Annotated in this window: 19 protein-coding genes and 6 pseudogenes; 11 read left to right on the top strand and 14 right to left on the bottom strand. The window is 47.0% G+C overall.

The window, feature by feature from the left end:
- Entirely contained in the window at nt 1-180 is a 180-nt protein-coding gene (locus IO95_RS26445; RefSeq protein WP_037384798.1) for a hypothetical protein, read from the bottom strand.
- A gap of 65 nt (nt 181-245) precedes the next feature.
- Here IO95_RS26445 and IO95_RS08490 point away from each other — a divergent pair, with 65 nt between their 5' ends.
- A complete protein-coding gene (locus tag IO95_RS08490; protein ID WP_023492661.1) occupies nt 246-713 on the top strand; it encodes a DUF6795 domain-containing protein in 468 nt (155 codons plus the stop codon).
- A gap of 442 nt (nt 714-1,155) precedes the next feature.
- On the opposite strand, the gene IO95_RS08485 is transcribed toward IO95_RS08490, so the two are convergent.
- The 3 genes from IO95_RS08485 to IO95_RS08475 all read right to left on the bottom strand — a co-directional run bounded on the left by IO95_RS08485 (nt 1,156) and on the right by IO95_RS08475 (nt 3,187).
- Nucleotides 1,156-2,190, bottom strand: coding sequence for a virulence RhuM family protein (locus tag IO95_RS08485; RefSeq protein WP_023492662.1), 1,035 nt, complete (start codon nt 2,188-2,190; stop codon nt 1,156-1,158).
- Nucleotides 2,191-2,605: 415 nt separating this feature from the next.
- A complete protein-coding gene (gene mazF / locus IO95_RS08480; protein WP_023492663.1) occupies nt 2,606-2,938 on the bottom strand; it encodes an endoribonuclease MazF in 333 nt (110 codons plus the stop codon).
- The gene (locus IO95_RS08475) at nt 2,939-3,187 is read right to left on the bottom strand and encodes an AbrB/MazE/SpoVT family DNA-binding domain-containing protein (protein ID WP_023492664.1); all 249 of its coding nucleotides are present in this window, start codon (nt 3,185-3,187) and stop codon (nt 2,939-2,941) included. It lies immediately after the preceding gene.
- A gap of 414 nt (nt 3,188-3,601) precedes the next feature.
- Between IO95_RS08475 and IO95_RS26440 the strand changes: the two are divergent.
- A pseudogene (locus IO95_RS26440) lies at nt 3,602-3,763 on the top strand (transposase domain-containing protein); the annotation flags it as partial.
- 63 nt (nt 3,764-3,826) lie between these two features.
- Here IO95_RS26440 and IO95_RS08465 read toward each other — a convergent pair.
- On the bottom strand, nt 3,827-4,843 hold the full coding sequence (locus tag IO95_RS08465; RefSeq protein ID WP_037384791.1) for a nickel/cobalt transporter: 1,017 nt from the start codon (nt 4,841-4,843) through the stop codon (nt 3,827-3,829).
- Nucleotides 4,844-5,113: 270 nt separating this feature from the next.
- Here IO95_RS08465 and IO95_RS08460 point away from each other — a divergent pair, with 270 nt between their 5' ends.
- From IO95_RS08460 to IO95_RS25115, 7 genes and pseudogenes are all read left to right on the top strand, one after another.
- A complete protein-coding gene (locus tag IO95_RS08460; RefSeq protein ID WP_152554915.1) occupies nt 5,114-5,602 on the top strand; it encodes a DUF2946 domain-containing protein in 489 nt (162 codons plus the stop codon).
- A gap of 290 nt (nt 5,603-5,892) precedes the next feature.
- Nucleotides 5,893-7,887 (top strand): TonB-dependent receptor domain-containing protein, encoded by a 1,995-nt coding sequence (locus IO95_RS08455; protein WP_369794339.1) that lies wholly within the window; start codon nt 5,893-5,895, stop codon nt 7,885-7,887.
- Between the two features lie 240 nt (nt 7,888-8,127).
- The gene (locus IO95_RS08450) at nt 8,128-8,844 is read left to right on the top strand and encodes a hypothetical protein (protein ID WP_037384788.1); all 717 of its coding nucleotides are present in this window, start codon (nt 8,128-8,130) and stop codon (nt 8,842-8,844) included.
- Nucleotides 8,845-9,139: 295 nt separating this feature from the next.
- Nucleotides 9,140-9,360 (top strand): annotated as a pseudogene (locus tag IO95_RS23995) (transposase); the annotation flags it as partial.
- A gap of 266 nt (nt 9,361-9,626) precedes the next feature.
- Complete coding sequence (gene zigA, locus IO95_RS08445; RefSeq protein WP_023492827.1) at nt 9,627-10,850, top strand: zinc metallochaperone GTPase ZigA; 1,224 nt, start codon at nt 9,627-9,629, stop codon at nt 10,848-10,850.
- 204 nt (nt 10,851-11,054) lie between these two features.
- Nucleotides 11,055-11,702: a metal-binding protein ZinT gene (gene zinT, locus IO95_RS08440; RefSeq protein ID WP_037384785.1), complete on the top strand. Its 648-nt coding sequence runs from the start codon at nt 11,055-11,057 to the stop codon at nt 11,700-11,702.
- Between the two features lie 62 nt (nt 11,703-11,764).
- Nucleotides 11,765-11,893 (top strand): annotated as a pseudogene (locus IO95_RS25115) (IS630 family transposase); the annotation flags it as partial.
- 157 nt (nt 11,894-12,050) lie between these two features.
- On the opposite strand, the pseudogene IO95_RS08430 reads toward IO95_RS25115, so the two are convergent.
- The 3 genes and pseudogenes from IO95_RS08430 to IO95_RS23985 all read right to left on the bottom strand — a co-directional run.
- Nucleotides 12,051-12,902, bottom strand: a pseudogene (locus tag IO95_RS08430) (DUF4942 domain-containing protein).
- A gap of 83 nt (nt 12,903-12,985) precedes the next feature.
- Complete coding sequence (locus IO95_RS26310) at nt 12,986-13,351, bottom strand: DUF5983 family protein (RefSeq protein WP_037384783.1); 366 nt, start codon at nt 13,349-13,351, stop codon at nt 12,986-12,988.
- Nucleotides 13,348-13,494 (bottom strand): annotated as a pseudogene (locus tag IO95_RS23985) (TA system toxin CbtA family protein); the annotation flags it as partial. The gene IO95_RS26310 and the pseudogene IO95_RS23985, both read right to left, overlap by 4 nt.
- Nucleotides 13,495-13,503: 9 nt before the next feature.
- Here IO95_RS23985 and IO95_RS08420 point away from each other — a divergent pair.
- Nucleotides 13,504-14,001: a hypothetical protein gene (locus tag IO95_RS08420; protein ID WP_037384781.1), complete on the top strand. Its 498-nt coding sequence runs from the start codon at nt 13,504-13,506 to the stop codon at nt 13,999-14,001.
- Between the two features lie 254 nt (nt 14,002-14,255).
- Here the strand turns inward: IO95_RS08420 and IO95_RS08415 are convergent, their stop codons facing one another.
- From IO95_RS08415 to IO95_RS08395, 5 genes and pseudogenes are all read right to left on the bottom strand, one after another.
- Nucleotides 14,256-15,236 (bottom strand): toll/interleukin-1 receptor domain-containing protein, encoded by a 981-nt coding sequence (locus tag IO95_RS08415; RefSeq protein ID WP_023492581.1) that lies wholly within the window; start codon nt 15,234-15,236, stop codon nt 14,256-14,258.
- 282 nt (nt 15,237-15,518) lie between these two features.
- Nucleotides 15,519-16,145, bottom strand: a pseudogene (locus IO95_RS08410) (phospholipase D-like domain-containing protein); the annotation flags it as partial.
- Nucleotides 16,146-16,207: 62 nt separating this feature from the next.
- Complete coding sequence (locus IO95_RS08405) at nt 16,208-17,701, bottom strand: IS66 family transposase (RefSeq protein ID WP_051791153.1); 1,494 nt, start codon at nt 17,699-17,701, stop codon at nt 16,208-16,210.
- Nucleotides 17,702-17,755: 54 nt separating this feature from the next.
- Complete coding sequence (gene tnpB / locus IO95_RS08400) at nt 17,756-18,091, bottom strand: IS66 family insertion sequence element accessory protein TnpB (RefSeq protein WP_023492906.1); 336 nt, start codon at nt 18,089-18,091, stop codon at nt 17,756-17,758.
- Nucleotides 18,085-18,366, bottom strand: coding sequence for a hypothetical protein (locus tag IO95_RS08395; protein WP_023492905.1), 282 nt, complete (start codon nt 18,364-18,366; stop codon nt 18,085-18,087). The genes tnpB and IO95_RS08395 overlap by 7 nt, the downstream gene beginning before the upstream one ends.
- 69 nt (nt 18,367-18,435) lie before the next feature.
- On the opposite strand from IO95_RS08395, the gene IO95_RS23980 reads away from it, so the two are divergent.
- Nucleotides 18,436-18,891: a tyrosine-type recombinase/integrase gene (locus IO95_RS23980; protein ID WP_072011655.1), complete on the top strand. Its 456-nt coding sequence runs from the start codon at nt 18,436-18,438 to the stop codon at nt 18,889-18,891.
- 182 nt (nt 18,892-19,073) lie between these two features.
- On the opposite strand, the gene IO95_RS08385 is transcribed toward IO95_RS23980, so the two are convergent.
- Entirely contained in the window at nt 19,074-22,331 is a 3,258-nt protein-coding gene (locus IO95_RS08385; protein ID WP_023492439.1) for a P-loop NTPase fold protein, read from the bottom strand.
- Nucleotides 22,332-22,517: the final 186 nt, after the last annotated feature.

The following is a 22,517-nucleotide window of genomic DNA, read 5'->3' as shown; positions in this document are numbered from 1 at the left end:
TTAAATTAACGCTATGTTTTTAATGAATAACGAGCTGGTCAGATAGACTTGTTCATTAAGCGTATCCTGCAGAAAATCGTAAAGGTTCGCCATAGTCGCTTGGGGAAGCCACAGCGTTTCTTGTTCAAAACGGTACTCAACGGGCACTTTTCCATCGCCGCATGAGTCTGCTTCGTGCATTGTGTCGCCCGCGTATACTGCTACCACGCAACAGGAAAATATCAGAACGCAAAAGGATTCGCGCCATGTCAGTTACCACATTCCGCATCACAAGCCTGGCCATCTTTGCTCTGCCATGGTTGCTCAGCGGCTGCGTTTACCATGATTACCCCACCCCGCAGATTGAGGGCACGTTGACTAACGCTGGAAAGCCACTGGCCGGGGTAGCGGTTTCGTTAACTGAATTCGACCGCCAAATCGCCACGGCACAAACCGACAGCAACGGGCATTTTTCAATGGCACCAAAGGGTAATTGGCATGTGTTTATTCCCGTAGGGCCACAAGACCGCCTGAGTCACTGGTCGCTGACAACAACTGACCATCAGGGACAAGAAATTAGCATTTACACCAGTCAGCGCCTTGGCGGGGTTTTCTCGGGCTATTCAAGAAACGACCGAGTGAAACTGAACTGCGAACTATCACCAGCAGGCGAGAAGAGTCGAAGCCAGGAAAGCACTCTATTCTGCGAACCCATTCCCGTTAACGACCCGTAATTACCAGGTGATGCGGTTGCTTAGGAACAGCCGAGATGCGGGTGAAATCTAAATAACTACGCGTAATAGTGCGACAGGTGGGAGTGAGGCAAGTTAGTCGACCTTGGCGCGCATGGACGCGCGATACAAGCCCCCAGGGAGAGGTTTACTGCGTGCCGGCGTTCCTGATCACTCCCAGCTACCAAAAAGATCAAGTGTAGCGGTATTAGGAACATCTATTTAGGGGGATGGTATCCCGATCTTTCGGTGGAAATATCGTAATGATTTTTTTATTGAGATTTTTTGATTTAACGGGGGCGGTGAATATTTGGCGGAGATCACAGGAGTCGCATTTGATCGCTAGTGCTATTGAATTTACTTAATTTTATCGTGTTGGATTTTGGTTGGTGCCCCCTATAATGCCCCCAAAAAATTTTGCTTGTGGAAACTGGGGGCATTGAAGCTATTTTTTGGTATCGGTTTTCCACCGCAGTAAACCGGCGATATCCTTTTCCCCCTCAACTTCTTTTAAGCGGCGTTGCTGCTCAGCAAACTGGACGTATTCAGCCTGCGCTTTTTCATCTGCCGTTTTCTTACTTACCGTGCCTGTTCCTTGTAGAACCTCGCGGTCATTAAATTGCAGGAACTGATCCAGCTTTTCCTGCCAGTCACGCAGGAACACCTGCTGGCGACGCCTGGCCTGATCTTCGGCAAAATCCAGCCACATGTTGACCACGCGGTTAAGTTCGCTGACTTCGTCTTGATTGAGGTAGTTTTTCGCCACCGTCACATCGCTTTTACGCACCTCTTCACCTTTATAGCTACTCAAGCCCATATGGGGCTGGCTGGCATCAGCACGTTGGTGGATCAGTTCGGCAGCAGTATGACCGGTACAGGCAAAATGCAGTTTGTTCTGGATGGTTTGAAAAAACAGCGTTGTTTCTTTGAGTGAAGGTTGGTAGTCGGCGGCTAACGCAAAAATCTCCCGAACCCGCAAATAAACCCGCCGCTCGCTGGCACGAATATCGCGGATGCGTTCCAACATCTCGTCAAAATAGTCAGGCACGGCAGAGGAACCCACGGGCGGATTTTTCAGCCGCTCATCGTCCATCACAAAACCTTTGATCAGGTATTCCTGGAGCGTTTGGGTTGCCCACTGGCGGAATTGGGTACCTCTAGGTGAACGAACGCGGTAGCCAACAGCAAGAATGACGGGCAGGCTGTAGTGAAGCATATTACGATTTACCTGACGGCTCCCTTCCTGTTGAACTTGTAAGTAAGACTTACAGGTTGCGTTTTGCTCAAGTTCACCTTCGTAGATCGCTTTAATGTGTTGTGTGATGGCTTGGGGAGTGACCTGGTAAAGGTTCGCAATAGTCGCTTGAGGTAGCCATAGTGTTTCTTGTTCAAAGCGGCATTCAACGCGTACTTCACCGTCATCGCTGGCGAACATAACAAATTCACCTGCAGGGGATTGGGTTAAGTGTTTATCTGTCATGCCGCCCTCCGCTTTGATCCGACTTACAATGCTGTATCCGCGTAGTATGCCAGAGATCCACGTTGAAGCTCATTGCGTGCCTGGATAAGAGTACACATTTTTATCATCGGTTGCGCATGGCAGCAGTAGTGCAAAGCGGACGTTGGTGGGAGCTTTACACTATATTTGGGAGCGATGGGAAACATAAATACAGAATATCGATGCGGACTCGGAATAAACCAATAAGGCCTATGTTATTTAAAGATATTATTTTTCGATAATTCAAGGGGCCACCAATAGGGCACCCGGATGGTTTGGCATCAAAAAGGGAATAGGTTCGATACTGTTTTCTCCTGTCAGAGTATTAAATGTGGTTCAGGGTGGTTCCAAAACACGGCCCCATATCAAGCATCAGTTATCTTCCGGCGCGTATCCATCATCCGATTAGCGCCTTGGCTTTAGCTCTAATCTCTGCCAGTTCAGCAGGCGTCACTGTGCCTTTTTTAGTTATCTTCCTCGCTCTCCAGTCAACACAGGTCACTTGGTCAGCAAGGGCTACGCTTTCGCGGCTGCCCGATAATTCTACCTCAAAGGGGTAACCTTTAACCTTCGTGGTGCAGGGAACACAAAGCAGCAGGCCAACGGGATTATTATAGGAAAAAGGGCTAAGCACAACGGCTGGGCGGTAACCTCCCTGTTCGTGGCCTTCTACTGGATCAAAATCAATCCAGATCAGATCCCCGCAAGTGGGAACAAAGCGTGAAACCATTTAGAGTAATTCCTTTCCAACGGGTACACCGAAAGTTACCTTTTCGTGAAGGTTCTCTGGTGTGATGCCGGATAACAGCGACTCGAGGGAATATTCTTGCGTTTTTACCGGGATCAAAACGATCTGCCCCTCCTCGTTTATTTTCAAATCAAGTTTGTCTTCAACATGCAATGCTGCCGCTTGCATGATGCTGGCCGGTATCCTGATTGATGGGCTGTTACCCCATTTCTTTAACGTTACAGTAGCCATTTTCATTACCTCTCTTAAGCAAGTATATACACTGTATAGGATACACAATGTATCTACAACTGTAATAATTAATACATCAGGAGTTTCTGAACTGCCGAGAGTACGGTTGGGGATGTCAGTGGGTTTGGATATGCGGTTAATGTTTGGCGAAAATATCGTTCATCTGTAAGCGTGGCTAGTACCACACCTTCCGTTTAATGCGATGAGATATCATGCTCTTGTCTTTCAAATTCACAGAAGATGAGAGGCAATATGGCAAAGAAGAACCCTTGAACTCCCGAGGTGTAGTGTGAATTATTCAACGCACAGCAACGCTCCGGGCTCAATCAATCTAAGTTCTGCAAACGACACAACATCACACGCAGTGCTTTTTTCAATGCCAAAAAACGATTGGCACTCGACAGCACACCACAAGATAAACGGCTGGAGCGTGCCATCAAGCCATTTGTCATTGGCAGAAAAAATTGGATGCTGTCAAACACGCGCAGCGGTTCGCGGTCGTATAGTCTTGTTGAAACGGCAAAAGCCAATGGGCTTGTTCCCTTTGACTACCTGATACAGGTGTTTACCCAACTGCTGACCCTTGCCGATGAGAGTGAACTGGCATCGCTACCAGTTAGCAATGGTACACATGCACTCTTAGCAACCTGCAGAAATAAAATCACCATTGAAGCTGACTGGGATCACGGAGTTGAATAAGACCAACGCAAACAACAGTAGAATGATCCCCCCCGTCATCATGACTACTCGTGCAACCTGCGGAAGATAAGCATTCAAGACGGCACTACTGGTATTAATAATGAAACGCTCCCGCAGATGGTGCACAAGTGTTGCCAAGATCATAATCGAGAGCGCGGTGCCCAACGCCATACTCATGGCGGAAATCACTCCCCAGGTAAATATGCCAACTGCATTGGCAAAAACCAGGATCATAATTGCACCACTACAAGGGCGTATACCGATGGCGGCAATTACCCAAAGAGTATGGCGCCAGTCACCCGTCAGTTCACTGACACTAGGTAAATGCCGATGTCCGCAATCGCACTGTCCATTGTGACTGTATCCTCGTGAGGCTATAGCAGAGGGTAATACGGATGATCCCTGTAATATACGGAATGCCGATGGTCTTTTCGTAGATGATCTATGCGACTGCATTCCGCTGGCACGGCATAAAAGTATCAGACCAAAACAGGCTATGAACACAGCGCTCCCTTTCTCTACCCAATAGCGACTAAGGCTAAGATCGCCCATTGAAAAATTGAGGGTAATCGCTAATATCAGAACGAATAGGATAGCCATCAAGCCTTGCAACAGGCTACCGAGTAGAGTAATCAAAAGACTACGCGGCAACTGTTGTCGATGAGTGGCCAGATAGGTAGTGATGACAAACTTACCGTGTCCTGGCCCAATCGAGTGAAGAAATCCATAGGCAAAACTACCCAATGCCAGCATCACTCCACCGCGGTATTGATGTTCCCGTTGTTGCAAAAGGTAAGTTATCAGAGAACGGTGCATGTAAATCTGCATATTGATGCAAAACTGCACGAAATCAGCCCAGTGATGAATAACTAAACACAACGATACAACGAGTAGTATTCCTACCATTCCGATGCCAATAGTGCTTTTCAGCGTTATGTTTACCGATTGTGTTCTCATGACTTGTCAAGTTTGCGTTATGTTATCTTGTAAAGCATAACCTGAACGACAGGATCTACAAGTTGCGCATAGGGCACCTTGGTTTTCTGCCACTTTTAGTGTCAGATACAGCATCTGGTGATCCTTCGGATTTGTGTAGGATTGGAGATGGGATTTCGTATTGAACCATGATCAACTTCTTTATTTTGATAGATGAATAGAGTTTTTGTAACAATCCCCTTTCTCATTCGGTACTATAGCGCAACATTTTTTTAAAGTGCGGTTGTTCGGGTGCTATCGCTTTTTTCACTTTCTCGCCGCCAGTCCCCCATTTATCTGGCGTTGCTGGCAATACTGATGTTGTTCGTGGCTCCAGTGATTTCGAAATCGCTGGATCACCAGCGTGCCAGTCAGCCTTGTTCGGCAGCGATCGCCAGCACACACAATAATATGCCTGATATGGCGGCCATGCATCACGCCATGCCAGGTATGGAGCATGAGCTCCATGCTTCTTTGGACAGTGCCTGCGCTGTCTCCCAGAGCATGTCCCACCACCTGGCTTCAAAGCCGGGCAGTTCACCGATGGAGGACATCGCCTGCGGCTATTGTCAGCTCCTCATTCACTTACCGCTGATTCAGACTGTTTTCATTCCTTTTATCTGGCTGATACGGCTTGTTTCACAGGCACCGTTTTTGCCTGTCATTGTTGCTCCGTTACTGTCCGCTTGTTACTCCGAATACCAGCCCCGAGCACCGCCTAGCCTGTTTTCACTGCATTAAGTTTTGCCGTTCAGCAAGACAATAATTTACCGATCGCGAAACAGAGCCGGATACAGGCTCACCGTTTTGCGACGCTCTATGTTGGCCATTCCATATGGTGGTCAGCGAGTGCCTGCTTGGGAAAGGCAGGCCGATAAAAACAGGCTTTAACCATGAAAAATACTCGATTCTCTTTATCACCGCTGGCAACGATGATGGCCTTGATGTTCACCTTACCCGCGTTTGTTCAGGCTGAAGACGGCCATGAAGGACATCAGAATAGCGCGGCTACCCCAGATGATGCATCGGTAATGGTGGTTACTGCACCAGCCATTTCTCCACTGACGATCGTGACTTCACCTAAAACACCGCGCCAGCCGGTTCCGGCCAGTGACGGGTCTGATTATCTGAAAACCATTCCGGGGTTTTCTCAAATCCGTAACGGCGGAACCAATGGCGATCCGGTTTTTCGCGGTATGTTCGGTTCGCGTTTGCGCCTTTTGACCAACGGCAGTGAAATGCTCGGAGCCTGTCCCGCGCGTATGGATGCACCGAGCTCCTATATTTCACCGGAAAGTTTTGATCTGCTGACGCTGACCAAGGGGCCACAAACGGTGCTTTGGGGGCCGGGTAACTCTGCAGGAACCGTGCATTTCGAACGTGAGCGACCTTCTTTTGAGAAAGCCGGTATTCAGGGGGATGCCAGCCTGCTCGGGGCATCAAATAATCGTTGGGATCAAAATGCGGATCTCAGTCTGGGGAATGAGCAAGGTTACCTGCGCCTGATCGGCAACAAATCACGTTCTGACGACTACAAGGATGGTAACAACCAGCGAGTTCCTTCTCAGTGGGATAAGTGGAACGCGGATATGGCACTGGGGTGGACGCCGGATAAAGACACCTGGCTGGAGCTGACCGCAGGGCAAGGCGATGGCGAAGCGCGTTATGCCGGGCGCAGTATGGATGGTTCGCAATTCAAACGCGAAAGCCTAGGGATGCGCTTTGAAAAGTCCAACATCGGGGACATGTTCGACAAATTTGAAGCCAGCACTTATTACAATTATGCCGACCATATCATGGACAATTTTTCGTTGAGATCACCCGGCAGTATGTTAATGGGCGGCATGGGTTCGTCCATGGGCGCCATGCACGACAGTTCATCAATGAGCATGGGGACGTCATCGGCTATGGACATGTCATCCTCAATGAACACGGCGAGCAGTTCGAGCATGAATATGAGCATGCCCATGGCTATGCAACTTGATCGCCGGACCGTCGGTGGCCGCATGATGGGAACTTGGCTGTGGAGCGATATCAAACTTGAAAGCGGCGCAGACATGCAACAGAACACGCACCGTAATAAAGAAAGCGATAGCTGGGTGAAAGATGCTCGCTTCCGTAATTATGGCGTTTTTAGTGAGTTGACCTGGACAGCCACCGATCAGGATAAAGTCGTTAGCGGTGCGCGTCTGGATCGTGTGTTGGTAGATAACTTTACCGACACCGGCCTTGCAGGACGTAACGATGTGTTACATGCCGGGTTTGCCCGCATAGAACACTCGCTGGCAGACATGCCACTGATGCTGTATGCCGGTGTGGGTTATACCGAGCGTTTCCCTGATTATTGGGAACTGTTCTCTCCAACCTATGGGCCTGGTGGCAATACCAGCTCCTTTAATAGTGTAAAAGCGGAGAAAACCACTCAGTTGGATATAGGTGCACAGTACAGCACCAAGAAACTGAACGGGTGGGTGTCCGCCTACGTTGGGCATGTTAACGACTTTATTCTGTTCCGTTATGATCCCAACAATGCGCGCGTTAGCGAAGCCGATAACGTTAATGCCCGTATTACGGGGGGAGAGACTGGCTTCAGTTATAAACTGACGGACAGTTGGAAAACCGAGACCAGCCTTGCTTATTCGTGGGCTGAAAATACCCGTGACAGCAGACCATTGCCACAAATCCCACCGCTGGAAGCCCGCCTAGGGCTGTCATGGGAAAAAGGGGACTGGAGCAGTGCCGGTTTGTTGCGTCTGGTCAGCAGCCAGAACCGGATCGCCGAGAATGAAGGAAATGTCGTTGGCAAGGATTTTGCCGCCAGCCCGGGTTTTGCGGTCTTTTCTGCGAATGCGGCGTACAAAGTCAATCAGTACGTCAAAGTCAGCACGGGTGTCGATAACCTGTTCAACAAGGATTACAGCGAACACCTGAACCTTGCTGGAAACAGCAGTTTCGGCTATTCCGCGAATACGTCTGTTAATGAACCGGGGCGCACCTTGTGGGCAAAAGTTAACGTGAAGTTCTAACCCTTGTGATCTCGCCTTGGCGGTCGCCGCCAAGGCGATCAATTTTTTTGATAATCAATGGGTTTTTAGTTTTGGATTGCTTCGAATATCGTTGATAGTCAGTCCTTCATATTCTCATGGGGATAATGCCTTGTTATTACGTCATATTTTATTTTTTAGCGTCTCGACTGCTCACTTAAAAAATGGTTCTAGCGCGACTAGTATGTTCAGTTCAACCTTAACACTAATAACTATATCATCATGAAAAACTGGAAAAAATTCGCTTTAAAACTTCATCGCTATCTTTCTTACCTTATGTTCATTCAGCTTTTTTTATGGATACTAGGTGGGGTTGTTTTCTCCGTTATTCCTTTTAATGAAATCACTAAAAGTGGGAACGTTTTGGTCAAGCCAACGGTGATACTCCCTACAGGCTGGCAAAAGCATCTATCAACCTTAGGCAGTGAAGATATAACTAACATCACAACTTTCGTCAGCGCCATTGGTCCTGCTTATCGACTTCAGCAAGCATCAGGAAATGTTCTCACCATGACCATTGATGGCCAATCTTTCCCGCAAGTAACAGAGGAACAGGTTTCACAATTTGCAAAAACACTGCACCAGGGGGAGGGGAAAATTCAGCGGATAAAGCGCCTTGATAGCACAGAATACCGCTTAGGTATTGTTGATGAGATGTACGGAAAGAAGGGGGTCTGGCAAGTCCAGTTCGATGATGACTATGGTACTCGCCTCTATTTCGATGGCAGGACGGGGGAATATTTATCGGCACGTAATAACTTCTGGGCTCTTTACGATTTTTTCTGGCGTTTGCATATAATGGATTACCGTGACGGTGAGAGCTTTAATGGCATTTTGTTGCGCATATCGGCCATCGTAGCGCTATTTTTTACACTTTCGGGGATGCTCCTGACCTTTCTTGCTATAAAACGCAATATCAAGGGGGTATTACGACGTTAATACAATCCAACATGTCTTCTTGATGGAAGACATGTTGGAAAGAAAGCCTCAGTCGACCAGTATGATCATCGAAACGCGTCAAATGCGCCTCTTAATACGGCGGTTCTTATACGCCACACCGTATCTTTTTGTTTACAATGTCATTTGGTGAATGGTTCAGGTTTTTTAAATATTCCATTTAAAATCAGTTGGATATGCATTCTCAGAATGCGTAAGCGTAAACCCAGCGCCGTGCGTAGTCATTAAGCCAGTACTGGTAACTTAGACGTCCATCTGTACAGACGGACATCTAAGTATGGGATCCCAATCCTGGCGAAAGATCCCCGTAAGAATTATTCGAATGACTTCAAGCTCCGTATGGTTGAACTGGCTTCCCGTCCCGGAGCTTGCGTTGCTCAGATTGCCCGTGAAAACGGCGTCAATGATAACGTTATCTTCAAATGGCTACGGCTTTGGCAGGATGAAGGCCGTATATCACGCCGCCTTCCGGCAACAGTCGAATCTTCATCATCACCGACTACCCTTCGTCTTCATGCCTAACTGGCGCTGGATGGCACGATAATCGTGTGCACAGTACTGGTCATAAATCTTGGCGTTGACAACCCAAGGCCCCGGATAAATTGTCACTGTCGAACTGGTAATTACATTTATAACGTTATAACATAACAAATAAAGCAAAAATTGATGCTTCTCAAACGTCTGGGGAGATTTATCTCAACCAGCAGACGTGACAGATGGGCTGGTTAAAATCTGTCAATAATATGGTAGGAGAACCGTAAGCGATGTCAGACGTTTCAGTAGAGATGAAAAAAGATAGCCGACTACCCGTTACCGTTTTATCTGGCTTCTTGGGAGCAGGAAAGACCACGCTGCTCAATCATATCTTAAATAACCGTGAAGGCAGGCGCATTGCAGTTATCGTTAACGATATGTCTGAAGTGAACATCGATGCGGCCTTGGTCAGAAATGGTGGTGCAGAACTTTCCCGGACAGAAGAAAAGCTTGTAGAGATGACCAACGGCTGCATCTGCTGCACGCTACGCGAAGATCTGTTACTGGAAGTGAACCGGATGGCCAAAGAGGGGCGTTTCGACCAGTTGGTGATCGAATCAACCGGGATTTCGGAACCTTTACCGATTGCTGAAACCTTTACCTTTGCCGGTGATGATGGAGAAAGTCTGTCGCAGGTTGCCAAACTGGACACCATGGTAACGGTTGTAGATGCCTGGAATTTTTTAAACGATTATGAATCTGAAGACAGTATTCAATCACGCGGTGAATCTTTAGGGGAAGAGGACGAACGCTGCGTTGTAGACCTGCTTATTGAGCAAATTGAGTTCTGTGACGTGCTTATCCTCAACAAAACCGATCTGATAGATCAGGCTCAGAAAGAGCGACTCGTCGCCATTATCCGCTCTCTTAATCCCGTGGCAAAAATCATCAACGCGCAATATAGCGTGGTTCCACTGGATCAGGTACTTAACACGGGTCTGTTTGATTTCGATAAGGCGGCACAGGCCCCCGGTTGGTTGAAAGAATTACGTGGTGAACATCTGCCTGAAACTGAGGAATACGGTATATCCAGCTTTGTATTCCGGGCTCGTCGTCCCTTTCACCCCACCCGATTCTGGCAGATCATGGAAAATGAGTTGGCCGGTGTCATCAGGTCAAAAGGATATTTCTGGCTCGCCAGCCGCCCGGAATATGCCGGTACATGGTCACAGGCAGGGGGTGTAGCACATCAGGGGCTTGGGGGAATGTGGTGGGTAAGCGTTCCGCAAGAGGAGTGGCCAACGGATACAGAATCCCGCAACTTTATCGCCTCCCATTGGGTTGATAACGTAGGAGATGCTCGTCAGGAGCTGGTTTTTATCGGGATGGAAATGAATGAAAACGTATTACGCATCCGACTTGATGCCGCGCTACTCACGGACCAGGAAATGGCGGAAGGGCCCGAGAAGTGGCGCACCTATCCAGACCCTATCGAGCCTTGGTATGAAGAGTGATATTACGTATCCAACTCAACCGGATATCAAAGGTATATACTTGAAATAATTCGCGTTGTTTGTAGGCGGCAAGCGCTGACCAGCAGGGTAAGTGACAAATCTGCTTGCAGCAGCCCCGCACTTTGTGGGCCAAGTAATGCAGCCAACACCCAAGCAACTTGAAGTATGAAGGATACATTATAATTAACTAATCAGGAGTAATTGATGACACCGAATATTATCCCTACCCACCTACTCGGCTTAGCAATATTACTGACTGGCATTCCATCATTTGCCAACGCCCATAGTCATGGAATACCGCTAACCGAAGTGGAACAAAAAGCCAGTGAAGGTATTTTTGAGGATAAAGAAGTAAAAGACAGAAAGCTGAGCGATTGGGATGGCGTTTGGCAGTCGTTAAATTCTTATTTACTAAATGGGGATTTAGATCCTGTTTTAGCTCAAAAAGCGAAAAAAGGCGATAAAACGCAGGAAGAGTACAAAGCTTATTATAAAGAGGGCTATGCGACAGATGTTGATATGATAGGCATCGAGAACAATGTCATTGATTTTCATAAGGGTGATGCCGTTAATTCATGTAAGTACGCATACTCAGGATTTAAAATATTGAATTACCCTTCTGGTAAAAAGGGCGTGCGTTATCTGTTTGAATGCCAAGACAGTCAGTCCAAAGCACCTAAATATGTTCAATTTAGCGACCATATTATCGGACCACGAAAATCTCAGCACTTTCATATTTATACTGGTGATAAGTCTCAGGATATTTTACTGAAAGAGATGAATAACTGGCCTACTTATTATCCATATTCCTTAAGTAAAGAACAAATTGTCCATGAAATGCTGGCCCATTAATTTACCCCTTGATCATTGAAAATGCTTGATTTTGTTCGCTACGAGGATCATGGCTTTTTGCCATGATGATATTTATCACCGCAGAACAGAAAATCGAACTCGAACGCCTACATGATTCCAGTAAGGATAAGCTCGTTTGTGATCGCATAAAAGCTGTCCCTCTTGCTTCTGAAGGCTGGAGTTCTGTGATGTTCAAGTTAATCGGGTATAATCCCTGCAATGATCGCGTATTTCCCTTTATAAGCGTTTGCTTTTGGAACTTAACCGGCAGCCAGATTTAATAGTGCCCTACCAGAGGGCACCCTTAGATAAAGTTACAGCCAATGCAATCTCACATGTACCGTTGGCTTATACCCGTTCCGGCAGCACGCCAGGGTAATGTTTGGCAATAATATCGTTCATCTTGTCCATCAACTCAGGCTTTCTAAATGTCAGATGCGCTGACCCCTTCATGAAATATTTGATTGTAAAATACTCATCTTCATAAACCTCCGCCCTCAGTCGGTGGGCACTGATATGATCATACAGCCGAGCGGTGACATCCCTCCGATTATCCGGTATCGCTTTGCCCTCCAACAGGAACAACATTCGTTCAAGATCCGCTAATTGGTCCCGCCGGTAACTGTGGTTCAGCGTAAACCCCCATTGGTTGTAACTTACCAAACCGTTGACGATCACTTTCTTGCCAAATTTGCAGGGATGGTTGCTTTTGTAATCCCAGGAGAGCGATTTGAAGACGTTGATCACCCCTCGCTCGAATACTTCATCTTTGTTCTGATGCAGGTGCTCAAAGGTACTGAGTATGCTGGCTTCGCTGATGGCAGGAATAGTATCCCCCTCTAGGTTTCTGTACCACTGGTCACGGGCTTGAGCGTCCATCAAACTCAGCATGCCGGAGCGCTTCATCAGATCCCGCCATATAACGCGATCAAGATTGCGGGTGATCACTTTCATGGCCGTTTCTGCTTTTTCCATAAGCCAGCAACCGCAGCGGAAGTCTTGTCGCATGGCCCAATCTCTTGCCACTCCACCGCCAATACTGCTGGTGATGGCCTAGATACTCTCAAGCTGGTGAATAAGGGCTTTGATCTGTTCCAGCGCGGCATTACGACCAGTAACGATACGTTCAATGCTGGTGGAACAGATAACTTCGGTATGGCCGGTTAACACTTCTGGTTCAGTGTGGGTGAATGCTGACATGATTTAGTTTCCTTTATTTAAGCAAAACGCCACCCAGTGGGTAGCGTTGATGCTTGTTTAGGGGGAATACGTTATGGCGGTTATTACGTTGACTGATTTGCCATGGACTGAAGGTTGAGAACCATGTTCAAGGCCTGTTCCACACAAGGCAACAGTTTGCTGGAGTCGGTCATCTTTTCATCGTTATCGAAGATGAGCGTTGAGTGACAATCAATATTGTCCTGCAACCAGTCAATGAGGATTTGTAGCCCTTCTGCAAGGGGTAATGAGCAAGGCGAAGTCACACTGGCGTATTCGGATCCACTGGTTTTCTGCAGCGAATAACCGTGGTTATTGACCGCCTTCATCAATTCAGCCAGCTCGATACTATCAACATCAACGGCTATCCTCCCCATGTTCAATCCCAGTACGAGGATACTGTCGGCTTCAATATTCAGGTCGATTTTCACGGATGTGTCACCTGTCGTTGATTTTTACCATTGGTGATATGGGTGATGGCCTTGTAACCCCGGCGTTTCATCAACCCCGTTGCCTGTCTGGCCCGGAGAATATCGATAGGCGTAATAAACGGTGATTGTTCGCGGATACTCCACTGGAACGGATGCTGCAGGATCGCCAACAACTTTTAAGCGAATTGCGCAGCATACCGGAATTTGAGCATTGCGTGGGGGCATATTGGTATCTTGAATATGGCCATCAAAAAGGCTATTACCTGCATGGCACGTTTTTCTTCCCTACCGAAGATCCTGACACCGGGCCGATACTGGCGAAACACATCGGTGAATACTGGCAAAACACGGTGACAAAAGGTGATGGCTGTTACCATGCAAATACCCGTGTGCAAACCGAGTATCAGTATCCTGGCTGCCTTTTCGTGCAACAAGGCGATAACGATATGCTTAAGCAGTTGGAATGGTGGTTGATATGCATGACCTATGTGGATCAATTCTTCCCATTGGCGTTGCCTGAAGGGCAACACGCATTCGACACACAGCCCTATGTCTATTATTTACGCTCACAGAGTGATTGGACGGAAACCTCTCTCTACGAAGCAGAAATGATGAACGAATGGGTCGATAAGATGCGCAAAAAAGCGTAACGCGTTACCGGGTGAACTGCGCCACTACGGCAAGGATGCTGGTGGAGATGTGGTGCAGTTCACAATAGATGTGGCAGATTTGTTTAATCAGGTCTACGAGCATTTTCAGCAGCATAAAGTACAAAAATTTTTGTTAGCAGTGCTTTTGCTTGTGGCTATGACAACAGTCACCCATCACAAACGCTACATTCTGAATACGTGACTTCAAAGTTCCTGCAATCCCTACCCTGTACCAACGTCTGGTAAGTGAGTGTTTAGCGGGAACGCTGCTGAATTGAGTTAAAAAACATATCCCAGAGATGCTCAGCCATTCCTTCATTGGTAAGCAGTGAATCCTGCGAGCCCCTAGAACCCAAAAAACCCATCATTGGACGGAAACCAAGAATTTGCCCATTATCAGCAACTCTCAGACTTTCATTACAACTATTGTGGCTCACGCCATTCTGACTGTAGCAAATATCACCCAATCCCATATTTCGACTGCCGCGCCAAATACCACACTGACCAACTTTGCTACCATTTATATAAACAGCACAATTGAAGGAATCAGCGTCACGTTGGTAAAAATCAACTTCTAACCCCGCATGGCGCTTTTTGAGTTCGGCCAATGAATTTTCGAAAAAACGGGCAACATATTCGAAACCCTCACGGCAGGCCCGATCTTTATCGAGATCGGTAAAACTCTTTGAAAGAGAAAGGTTGCTAGATCGCGGCGTAAATATAGTATTTGTCGCCTGAAGACCTGGGTGGATTGAAGCAGGAGAATGAACATTTACACTCTGCTGAGGCTTTTTCGTCTCCATTTCTGCAATGGCACGAGATACCGCATCAACAACCTGAACATAACCTTCATCGTGGCTGGCAAATTTAGTTATGGGCTTACCGTCGATTGTCGCCGCCATAATGCTACCAAATGGCAACCGATGCCAGGCGCAATCTCTTAATATCACCGGGATGACTACTGCCTCGCCCCGCTGATGACGCTCTAGCGCGTTAGCCATCTCAACCTGATAGCAGTAATCAGACGCGATGAAATCGCTACTGATCAGCAGCAGAATAATATCAGCCTCGGAAAAATACTGGTCAATCTGGTGTTCAAACTCCTGCCCTGGAACGATGCGGCGATCATGCCACGTGGTGATCTTTCCCATCCGCTTCAAGGGCGACAGATGTTTTTCAAGCTCATTGCGTAATGCTTCATCCGCATGGGAATAGGAGAAAACGAGAGTAGTCATAGATGCAAGAAACCCCGATAGATAAAAACGTAAATACCGTCATTTTACGCCATAAACGTGAAAGAGTAATCCCCGTTTACTGTAAGTGATTACCCCTGAAATCAACCTTTCATCTGCAAAGCGTTACAACATAGCCAAGCAGAAGCGTAATCTCCCCGTTTGTAACCAAGAGTCTAACCCTACTACTTGGCACCGGGTTCCAATGAATATGGTGATTCATCGCATTGGCTTTAACTTTGGTACGCCGAACACCGATACCGTCCAAAATTACTAGCTTCAATCTTACAACTGACGCTGTTCCAAGCTGGTATAAATCGTTTTGATTTCACTTTTTAAGCTCTCGCCACGGTACACCATCGACGTATCGTACCGTTGATACTTCTCCTCTCGCGCGGCGCTGAACCAGTTAAACGACCCGACACACAATAGCCCCTCGTCCCCTATAATAATTTTACTGTGAACACGATTGACCAGCTTCGTCGCGATGCCTATCTCGTTCAGTTTTTCCAGCGCAGCGTGAAGACGCTGCTGCTTCTCTTTGCGCTTTTCGTAATCGGCGTGTTCAGTATTGTAATTCTTGTCCGTAACCACGGTGATATCAATGCCGCGCGAGCGCGCTTGGATCATCGACGTCAGAAAGCCTGTTTGTTCCAGCTTTTGCCAGGTCAACCAAGGAGAGACGATGGTAATGTTCTTCCCAATAGTGCCGAAGGTCTGGTTCAGAAACGCATCATGCTGTGCTACACCGTGCAGTGTCGAGATTTGTGTCTGTGCCCCGCTTAAATCTTTACGTTCCTGATACTCAAAGTGCAATGCGTTGTTGTCTGAAGCAAACAGGTATTTTGCCAACAATCCTCGCGGCGAAGAGCCGGGTTGGATCTCAAACAGATCCATATCGCCGAAGACCAGTGTAAGCATCCGGTGGTCTCACCTTGCGTAAATAACCTTATTGGTTATTCTGTTCGTACTAATTAGGCGAAGGTGTTTTTTGCGAAGGGTAGCAGCTCGTCCAGTTGGCTATTTTTCCATGTCGGTATATGAGTAAGAACGAAGCTCAACCAGGTAAAGGGTTCTATACCATTGAGTTTGGCGGTTTGTAGCAGACTCATGATACCGGCCATGCGCTGCCCGGCCAGCAGTGAACCTGCAAAGAGCCAATTTTTTCTACCCAATGCCACAGGACGGATGCAGTTTTCAATATGGTTGTTGTCAATGGGGATCGCGCCATCATCCAGATAACAGAGCAAGGCTGGCCAGCGTTTCAAGGCATGCAGGATAGCTTTGTGGATCCCCGAGTTACCAGGAACTTGATGTTGTTGTGCTAATAACAGGGCATGCAGCGTAGCCAGATGCGGTTTGGCATAACGGTTTCGCCATCGTTGCCGATTTTGGGTTGTTCGCGTTTTTATCAACCGCTCTAACTTGTACAACTCGCGGATGCCGTCCAGTACGCGTTTGGCCAGTGGGTGATGGTTAACTTTGTATTGCTCAAAGAACTTACGTCTGACGTGGGCAAGGCACCCGGCTTCTTTTATTGCGCCAGAAGCAAAGAGTGCTTTATAGCCAGCATAGTCATCAACAACCAACGTACCGGTAAAACCGGTCAAAAAAGTCTGTGCATAGCCCCCATTGCGTCCAGGTTGGCAATCAAACATCACCATACGCTGCTCTGCCGCTGCCGGAGAAGCATACGCCCAGAGATAACCACGCTGTGTGGTGCCTTTTTTACCTGCCAGCAGGGTGAGTGGCGTTTCATCAGCGTGCAATACCTTCTGCTCACAGAGTAACGCATGCAACCGTTCGACAAGGGGTTTGAGTGCAACACCCACTTTACCCATCCAGTCAGACAATGTACTGATTGGTAGTGTTATTCCATCGCGAGCGAAGATTTGGCTTTGCCGATACAGCGGAAGATGGTCAACACATTTATTGATGGTGATATGTGCCAATAAACCGGGGGCAGCCTGACCTTTATCAATCACCTGCGCCGGTAACTCGGCACTGTGTACCGTCTGGCAGCACGGGCAACTGTATTGTGGACGCACCGTTTTTCTGACAATAAATTGTGCCGGAATATAATCCAGTGTCTCGTTGATTTCATCACGGAGAAAACGCAGTGGATCACCGCACTGTGGGCAGTTTGCGCTCTCCGGCTCTAGCCTGATTTCTTCACGTGGCAAGTGAGCGGGTAATGCCTGGCGCTTGGGTTTATTTACCGTAGCCAGTGGTGCTGCGGGCAAGGTTTTTTCCAGTTCAGCTTCCAGCGCACTAATATCAGTTTCACTGTCCTCATCCAACAGGCTGAGCTGAGCGGGTGAGAAGTTTTCTGCCTTGCGTCCAAACCGGGCTTGACGTGCCTGAGCCAGCAACTCAGCCAGACGAGTATTCTCACGCTGGAGTTTTATCACCAGCGTGCGTAATTGGTCATTAGTCAGGTCGGACGGCAATGTCATCATGGCAATCATATTACCACATTGATTAAATATCATCATTTAAATCAAATGATTATGTGGTTATTTTTATTGCCACTTCGTCAAAATTTGGCCTTCGACCTGTTGCCAGTCAATGCCTTTTATCAACCACGAAAATTGCTCGGTGGTCAGTGTCCAGGTGGTGTCACCTTCTCGAGGCCAGACAAAATGACCGCGATGTAATCGACGTACCGCCAACCAGACCCCGTGCTTATCCCAGCGCAACAACTTGATGCGAGTGCGTGCTTTATTACAGAAAATAAACGCGGCTTCACTTTGCCAGGTCTGACCGAGATGTTCGGCAACATATTGGGTTAACTTATCCACCCCACACCGCATATCTACGGGCTGGCGAGCAATCCAGACGTGTTCAGGGATCAACATGTCTGGAGTGCCTGAAGAACTTGGGGCAACTGGTGCAGTTGGCAGGAAATAGATAACCCGCCAGGTGTATTAACCGAGATGATGCCCGATGACGCTTTCACGGTTGTGGGAATAAAAGGAGTCACCGGGCTTTTAACCGCTTTATCAGCCTGCATTTTCCAATAATGAAAAGTGGCTAACTTCACGCTATTTTCACGGCAGTAAGCGGATTGGGAGAGTCCACTGTTTCTCCAGTTATCAAGATGCTGCTGTTTTTCCTCTTTACTGTATTGCATGGTCTATTCTCAGGCTTGTTATTCAATATCGAGAATAATGAAAGGGGTTATTAGCTGCAGCAAGGTGAGTTGCCCGGATGTTTACTACTGACGTGGGACAATGTTGATCTTCAAAAGGGTACCATCCACCTGAGAGAAACGAAAACAGGTATTGAACGACATGTTCAGTTATCGAGTCAGGCAATTATCTTTCTTGAATCGCACCTCTCTTCTTCACTGACTCATCACTTGTTTGCTTCCCGTGGTAGTGCTAAGCCGATCACGCAGCATTTTTTGAACGAAGGGACGGATCGATTACGCAAGTTGGGGAAAATGCTTGATATACCTCGCTGGACGCCACACGACCTACGTCGAACCGTGCGTACTGGCTTGGCCCGTCTTGTATGCCCCAGTGAGTTTGCAGAGGCCGTTTTAGGCCACTCCCGCAAGGGTATCGAAGGTACCTACGATCTCTATAGCTACGATAAAGAATGTAAGATCTGGTTGCAAAAATGGGCAGATTATCTTGATACGTTGAAGGCGTGAGTGTCTAGCTCATGCACTAGCGTACCTGAATCACTTTTTCCTTTGCTGATACCGGCTAAACTCAATCACATGTATGTCTTGGTCAATAGTTGCTCCTGATCTCACCAGGAGCAATTGACAATCCTTGCAAATATTCACTCTGAACACAATCCGCCCGTTTCTATCTAACGTTTAGTTGCTTTCTACTCGGCATGCTCGTCTGTATGCTCGCTGATCGCTTCATCGATTTCATTGAGGCGCTTGCTTACATAGCGTGTAGTTAACAGCTTGGGAAAGTGTTCTCTGTGCTCAACAATACCAGTGACAGCGCTGAGGCTATCTTCAGGCGACCATTTGCTGAAATGGAACGTCTGACTGTCGAGCCAGTTAGCGACGGCTGGGTATTGCGGAGCATATGAGAAAAGACGAGCCACGGTACGGCGTGAACCTCGTACGCCATTTTCTTCATATATCAGTCGGTCACCAAAATCCTGCAACAAGACAATATGCCGTTTCACATCGACATCACGGGTGAGGAGCACATCAATTAGCGCCTTTATCGTTTCATCTTGCTGTTCCACGGTTAACAGATTGAACAGCGCACGCACATGTGACGGTTTCAGCAAAGTGGCTAAGTCGGTATCGACGTACCAGTCGTGAAAAGCGAGAATATCGACGGTGCCGGGATAAGATATCTGATAAGTAAGCAGGTGTTGCAAAACTGCCTGGTAATTTGGATGCAAGGTTTCCATGGCGTCAAGCAGGATATCTTTTTCACCTATGAGTTTAAACAACCCTTGATAAAGTGCATCCTTAGTGTTCTGTAGCCCCTCCCATGCCCACATGGCTTGCAGGAACGCAGGAGCTAGGTCCGTTAATCCATTTTTTACAATGGAAGCAACCACATGACTTTCCCAAGGTGCCAAGAAGGATAACGCCAGTGGACTTCCTACTGCATTGACTATCAGGGGGAAGCTCTGTGTGACGTACTGCCAATGAGACAGGGCGTACACGCGCGAATTTTCCATAAGCGAGGTTAATGCAGGTATGACTAATACCGCAAGCTCTGGCACCTCAAGGGCTGGTATGAGGCGCTCGAATGACTGTAAATAAAGCAAATAATTGCCGAATACTGGCATAAAGTCTGACGACTTAGTAAAAGGCATATAACTGTCATAACTCGTAAAACTTCCGATGGCAATCATATGTGTCAGTGCATGGGCTGCCACTTCAGAAGGGTAATGTTCCAGCAGATAAACTTGATGTGCGTATAACGAGATATAAGAAGTCGTATGCCATGTATTGTTCAGGACTAGTTGACGAAAAGCAGCACGGCTTTTTATCTCGTTGCCAGATATGAACATCTCCATATTTTTAGCGCTTTGAATCGGCTCTGGCGAAGCTATTAGGCTGTTCAGCGGCTTATTGTTAATTTTCACATGTCGAATGATACCCGGTGCAAAAATGTCTCCCTCACTGTCATCCGACAGATAGGCTTGGATAGCCAGAGCAGTCTGAGAGAAGTTCAAAGATAAGTCGATTATTTCCAGTGCAGAAAAATCCTCTTCGTACCCGAACAGGAAACAGTAATAGAGAGGTCCAGATAGAGGTTTAGACAGATATTTAAGATAATTTTTCCCCGTCAATACCGCATACCGATCCACTTCTTCAAATAGCTCTAAATTAAACGACTCATCGTCTAGATTGGTAGCTTCATTGTAACGGTTTAGCTCATCCATCAATTGTGATGACTGACGGGCAATAAAGTCTTCATGCCCCTTCACTAACCCCTTCTCCTGCAGAATACACAAAGCTTGCACAAATTTGGGATGATATTGTTCACGCACGTGTCGCGCGTAAGTTTGGTCAAGCAAAATGATGACTTCTTGCATAATTGGCGCTATTTTGGCTTGCATTTCAGGTTCTACATCTGCAAGTAATAGGCACCATTGAACCGGATCAGTTCCGTGCAACTGGCGTCGCCAAGCATTCTCAAAGCCAAAAATACCGTATAGAGCCATGAATGCCGCCAAGTCAGTATTATTCAATGCTGCTCTCAAGGGCTCATCCAGTAGTTCACTTTTAGCCAATGCGGCATGCGTCTGATAGTGGATGCACAGGAGGTATTCACGCCATTGCGAATGATCGTAGTGGTAAAGGCGAGCAAACTGCGCCTGGGTTTTAAGCATCTTTGCGCAGAAAGTGTCGCTCAACCCATGCAGGCCCTTAAGCTCATTCAGTGTTCCTTCTTGGTAATCGAGCATCAGGTTTGTGAAAGGATGACCAGCATACCGCACTAATAGCAGATAGAACGCGATCAGTACGTGGTGATTGGCTTGTGCAGGCAATGTGAGGGAAGTGATCTTGATGTCGTTAATCATTTTTTTCATGAAACGCGGGGTGATCTGCTTGTGATTTTGTGGCAGAAAACGCTCCAGAAGCTCGGCGACCTCATAGCAAGCCTCTGGCACTGGATCAGCAAGCGTCTCGGACCATAGCGTTGCAAAACCATGTCGCCAGCCAGCTGAAAGGATTGGTGGTACCAAAAAGTTAACCGGGATACGTTTGGAAATGAATTCCCGCCCTTCCCCACTATCCTCTGACAATGATTTCGATACATGTTCAGCTGAATACGGCAGAACGATCTTCAGTTTTTCTCCAGCTGTGGCAGAAATAAGCTCCATGTCACTCCATAATTCTTTAACCTTGCCGGAATTAATACGATCAAGGTTATCAATTATCAGAATGAAGCGTACGTCAGTCGGCAGACATTGTATAAAACCATTTAATGCAGTGTAGAGTTCAAGAGTGCCGACCTCACGACTTATCAGCATTTTTTCAGTGATAGTATCTTCACTATTTTTTTTCAGAATATCGCTGACCGTAAAATCTTCTGAGCGTTTACCACAGAGTTTGAACGCACCGAGCACCATAAAGGGGGATAACAGGCAAACTACCTCGATCAAAAACAACCAAAAGCTCATAGTAGAACCAGTGAACAATTTATTGATATCATTGAGGAAGTATCGTAATGATTGAATGGACAATATACTGGAAAGCAAAAAGGCGATGGTCCAGAAACTGATTTTGCTTTTTTGGTGCCGAGTATAGCGTAGGGTGTTTCCCAACGCACTGTCCCGATGATCTTGGAGTTCTTTTTTATCGACCCCAGGGGTTTCTTTTAAGCCACGATAAATCAAATCGATCAGTGCTTTCTTTGTCGTGCCAAAGTGATAAATCTCCGCATCAAACTCAATAAATCGAAAATTACTTTCCTTAAGGTTTTTTTTAATAAAATGAATTATGGTCGACTTTCCGGAACCAAGACACCCCTCAAGGCCGATGATCTTGATATCCTCATTAATAATAACCTCTGACATTTTCAGAGCAACATTATGATGTTGTTGACCTTCAAATAAATCGTTATCAGAGGGCGATTCTTTCTGTAATTTCAATTCCATTGCAACTCCAGAGGTCAAGGGATGCATCAGTTTTCATTGTATTATGGTGAAAAAACGAGTGTATCCACATGATTCCATTTTTTCCAGCAACTCTATATAAAAAACAGACCATCAAGCAGAACCAATTTTCTCTGCTTGAAGAGCGTGACACACTATCTCCTGCTAAATCCAAGCAGATTCTCTCGT

The organism is Serratia sp. DD3 (assembly GCF_000496755.2).
The sequence above is the reverse complement of the archived record's forward strand: the minus strand, read 5'-3'. Positions and strand labels throughout refer to the sequence as shown.

Coding starts and splice junctions, on each gene's coding strand:
- IO95_RS26445 (WP_037384798.1), bottom strand. CDS start 180: ATGCACGAAGCAGACTCATGCGGCGATGGAAAAGTGCCCGTTGAGTAC.
- IO95_RS08490 (WP_023492661.1), top strand. CDS start 246: ATGTCAGTTACCACATTCCGCATCACAAGCCTGGCCATCTTTGCTCTG.
- IO95_RS08485 (WP_023492662.1), bottom strand. CDS start 2,190: ATGACAGATAAACACTTAACCCAATCCCCTGCAGGTGAATTTGTTATG.
- mazF (WP_023492663.1), bottom strand. CDS start 2,938: ATGGTTTCACGCTTTGTTCCCACTTGCGGGGATCTGATCTGGATTGAT.
- IO95_RS08475 (WP_023492664.1), bottom strand. CDS start 3,187: ATGGCTACTGTAACGTTAAAGAAATGGGGTAACAGCCCATCAATCAGG.
- IO95_RS08465 (WP_037384791.1), bottom strand. CDS start 4,843: ATGAGAACACAATCGGTAAACATAACGCTGAAAAGCACTATTGGCATC.
- IO95_RS08455 (WP_369794339.1), top strand. CDS start 5,893: ATGGTGGTTACTGCACCAGCCATTTCTCCACTGACGATCGTGACTTCA.
- IO95_RS08450 (WP_037384788.1), top strand. CDS start 8,128: ATGAAAAACTGGAAAAAATTCGCTTTAAAACTTCATCGCTATCTTTCT.
- zigA (WP_023492827.1), top strand. CDS start 9,627: ATGTCAGACGTTTCAGTAGAGATGAAAAAAGATAGCCGACTACCCGTT.
- zinT (WP_037384785.1), top strand. CDS start 11,055: ATGACACCGAATATTATCCCTACCCACCTACTCGGCTTAGCAATATTA.
- IO95_RS08420 (WP_037384781.1), top strand. CDS start 13,504: ATGCTGCAGGATCGCCAACAACTTTTAAGCGAATTGCGCAGCATACCG.
- IO95_RS08415 (WP_023492581.1), bottom strand. CDS start 15,236: ATGACTACTCTCGTTTTCTCCTATTCCCATGCGGATGAAGCATTACGC.
- IO95_RS08405 (WP_051791153.1), bottom strand. CDS start 17,701: ATGATTGCCATGATGACATTGCCGTCCGACCTGACTAATGACCAATTA.
- tnpB (WP_023492906.1), bottom strand. CDS start 18,091: ATGTTGATCCCTGAACACGTCTGGATTGCTCGCCAGCCCGTAGATATG.
- IO95_RS08395 (WP_023492905.1), bottom strand. CDS start 18,366: ATGCAATACAGTAAAGAGGAAAAACAGCAGCATCTTGATAACTGGAGA.
- IO95_RS08385 (WP_023492439.1), bottom strand. CDS start 22,331: ATGGAATTGAAATTACAGAAAGAATCGCCCTCTGATAACGATTTATTT.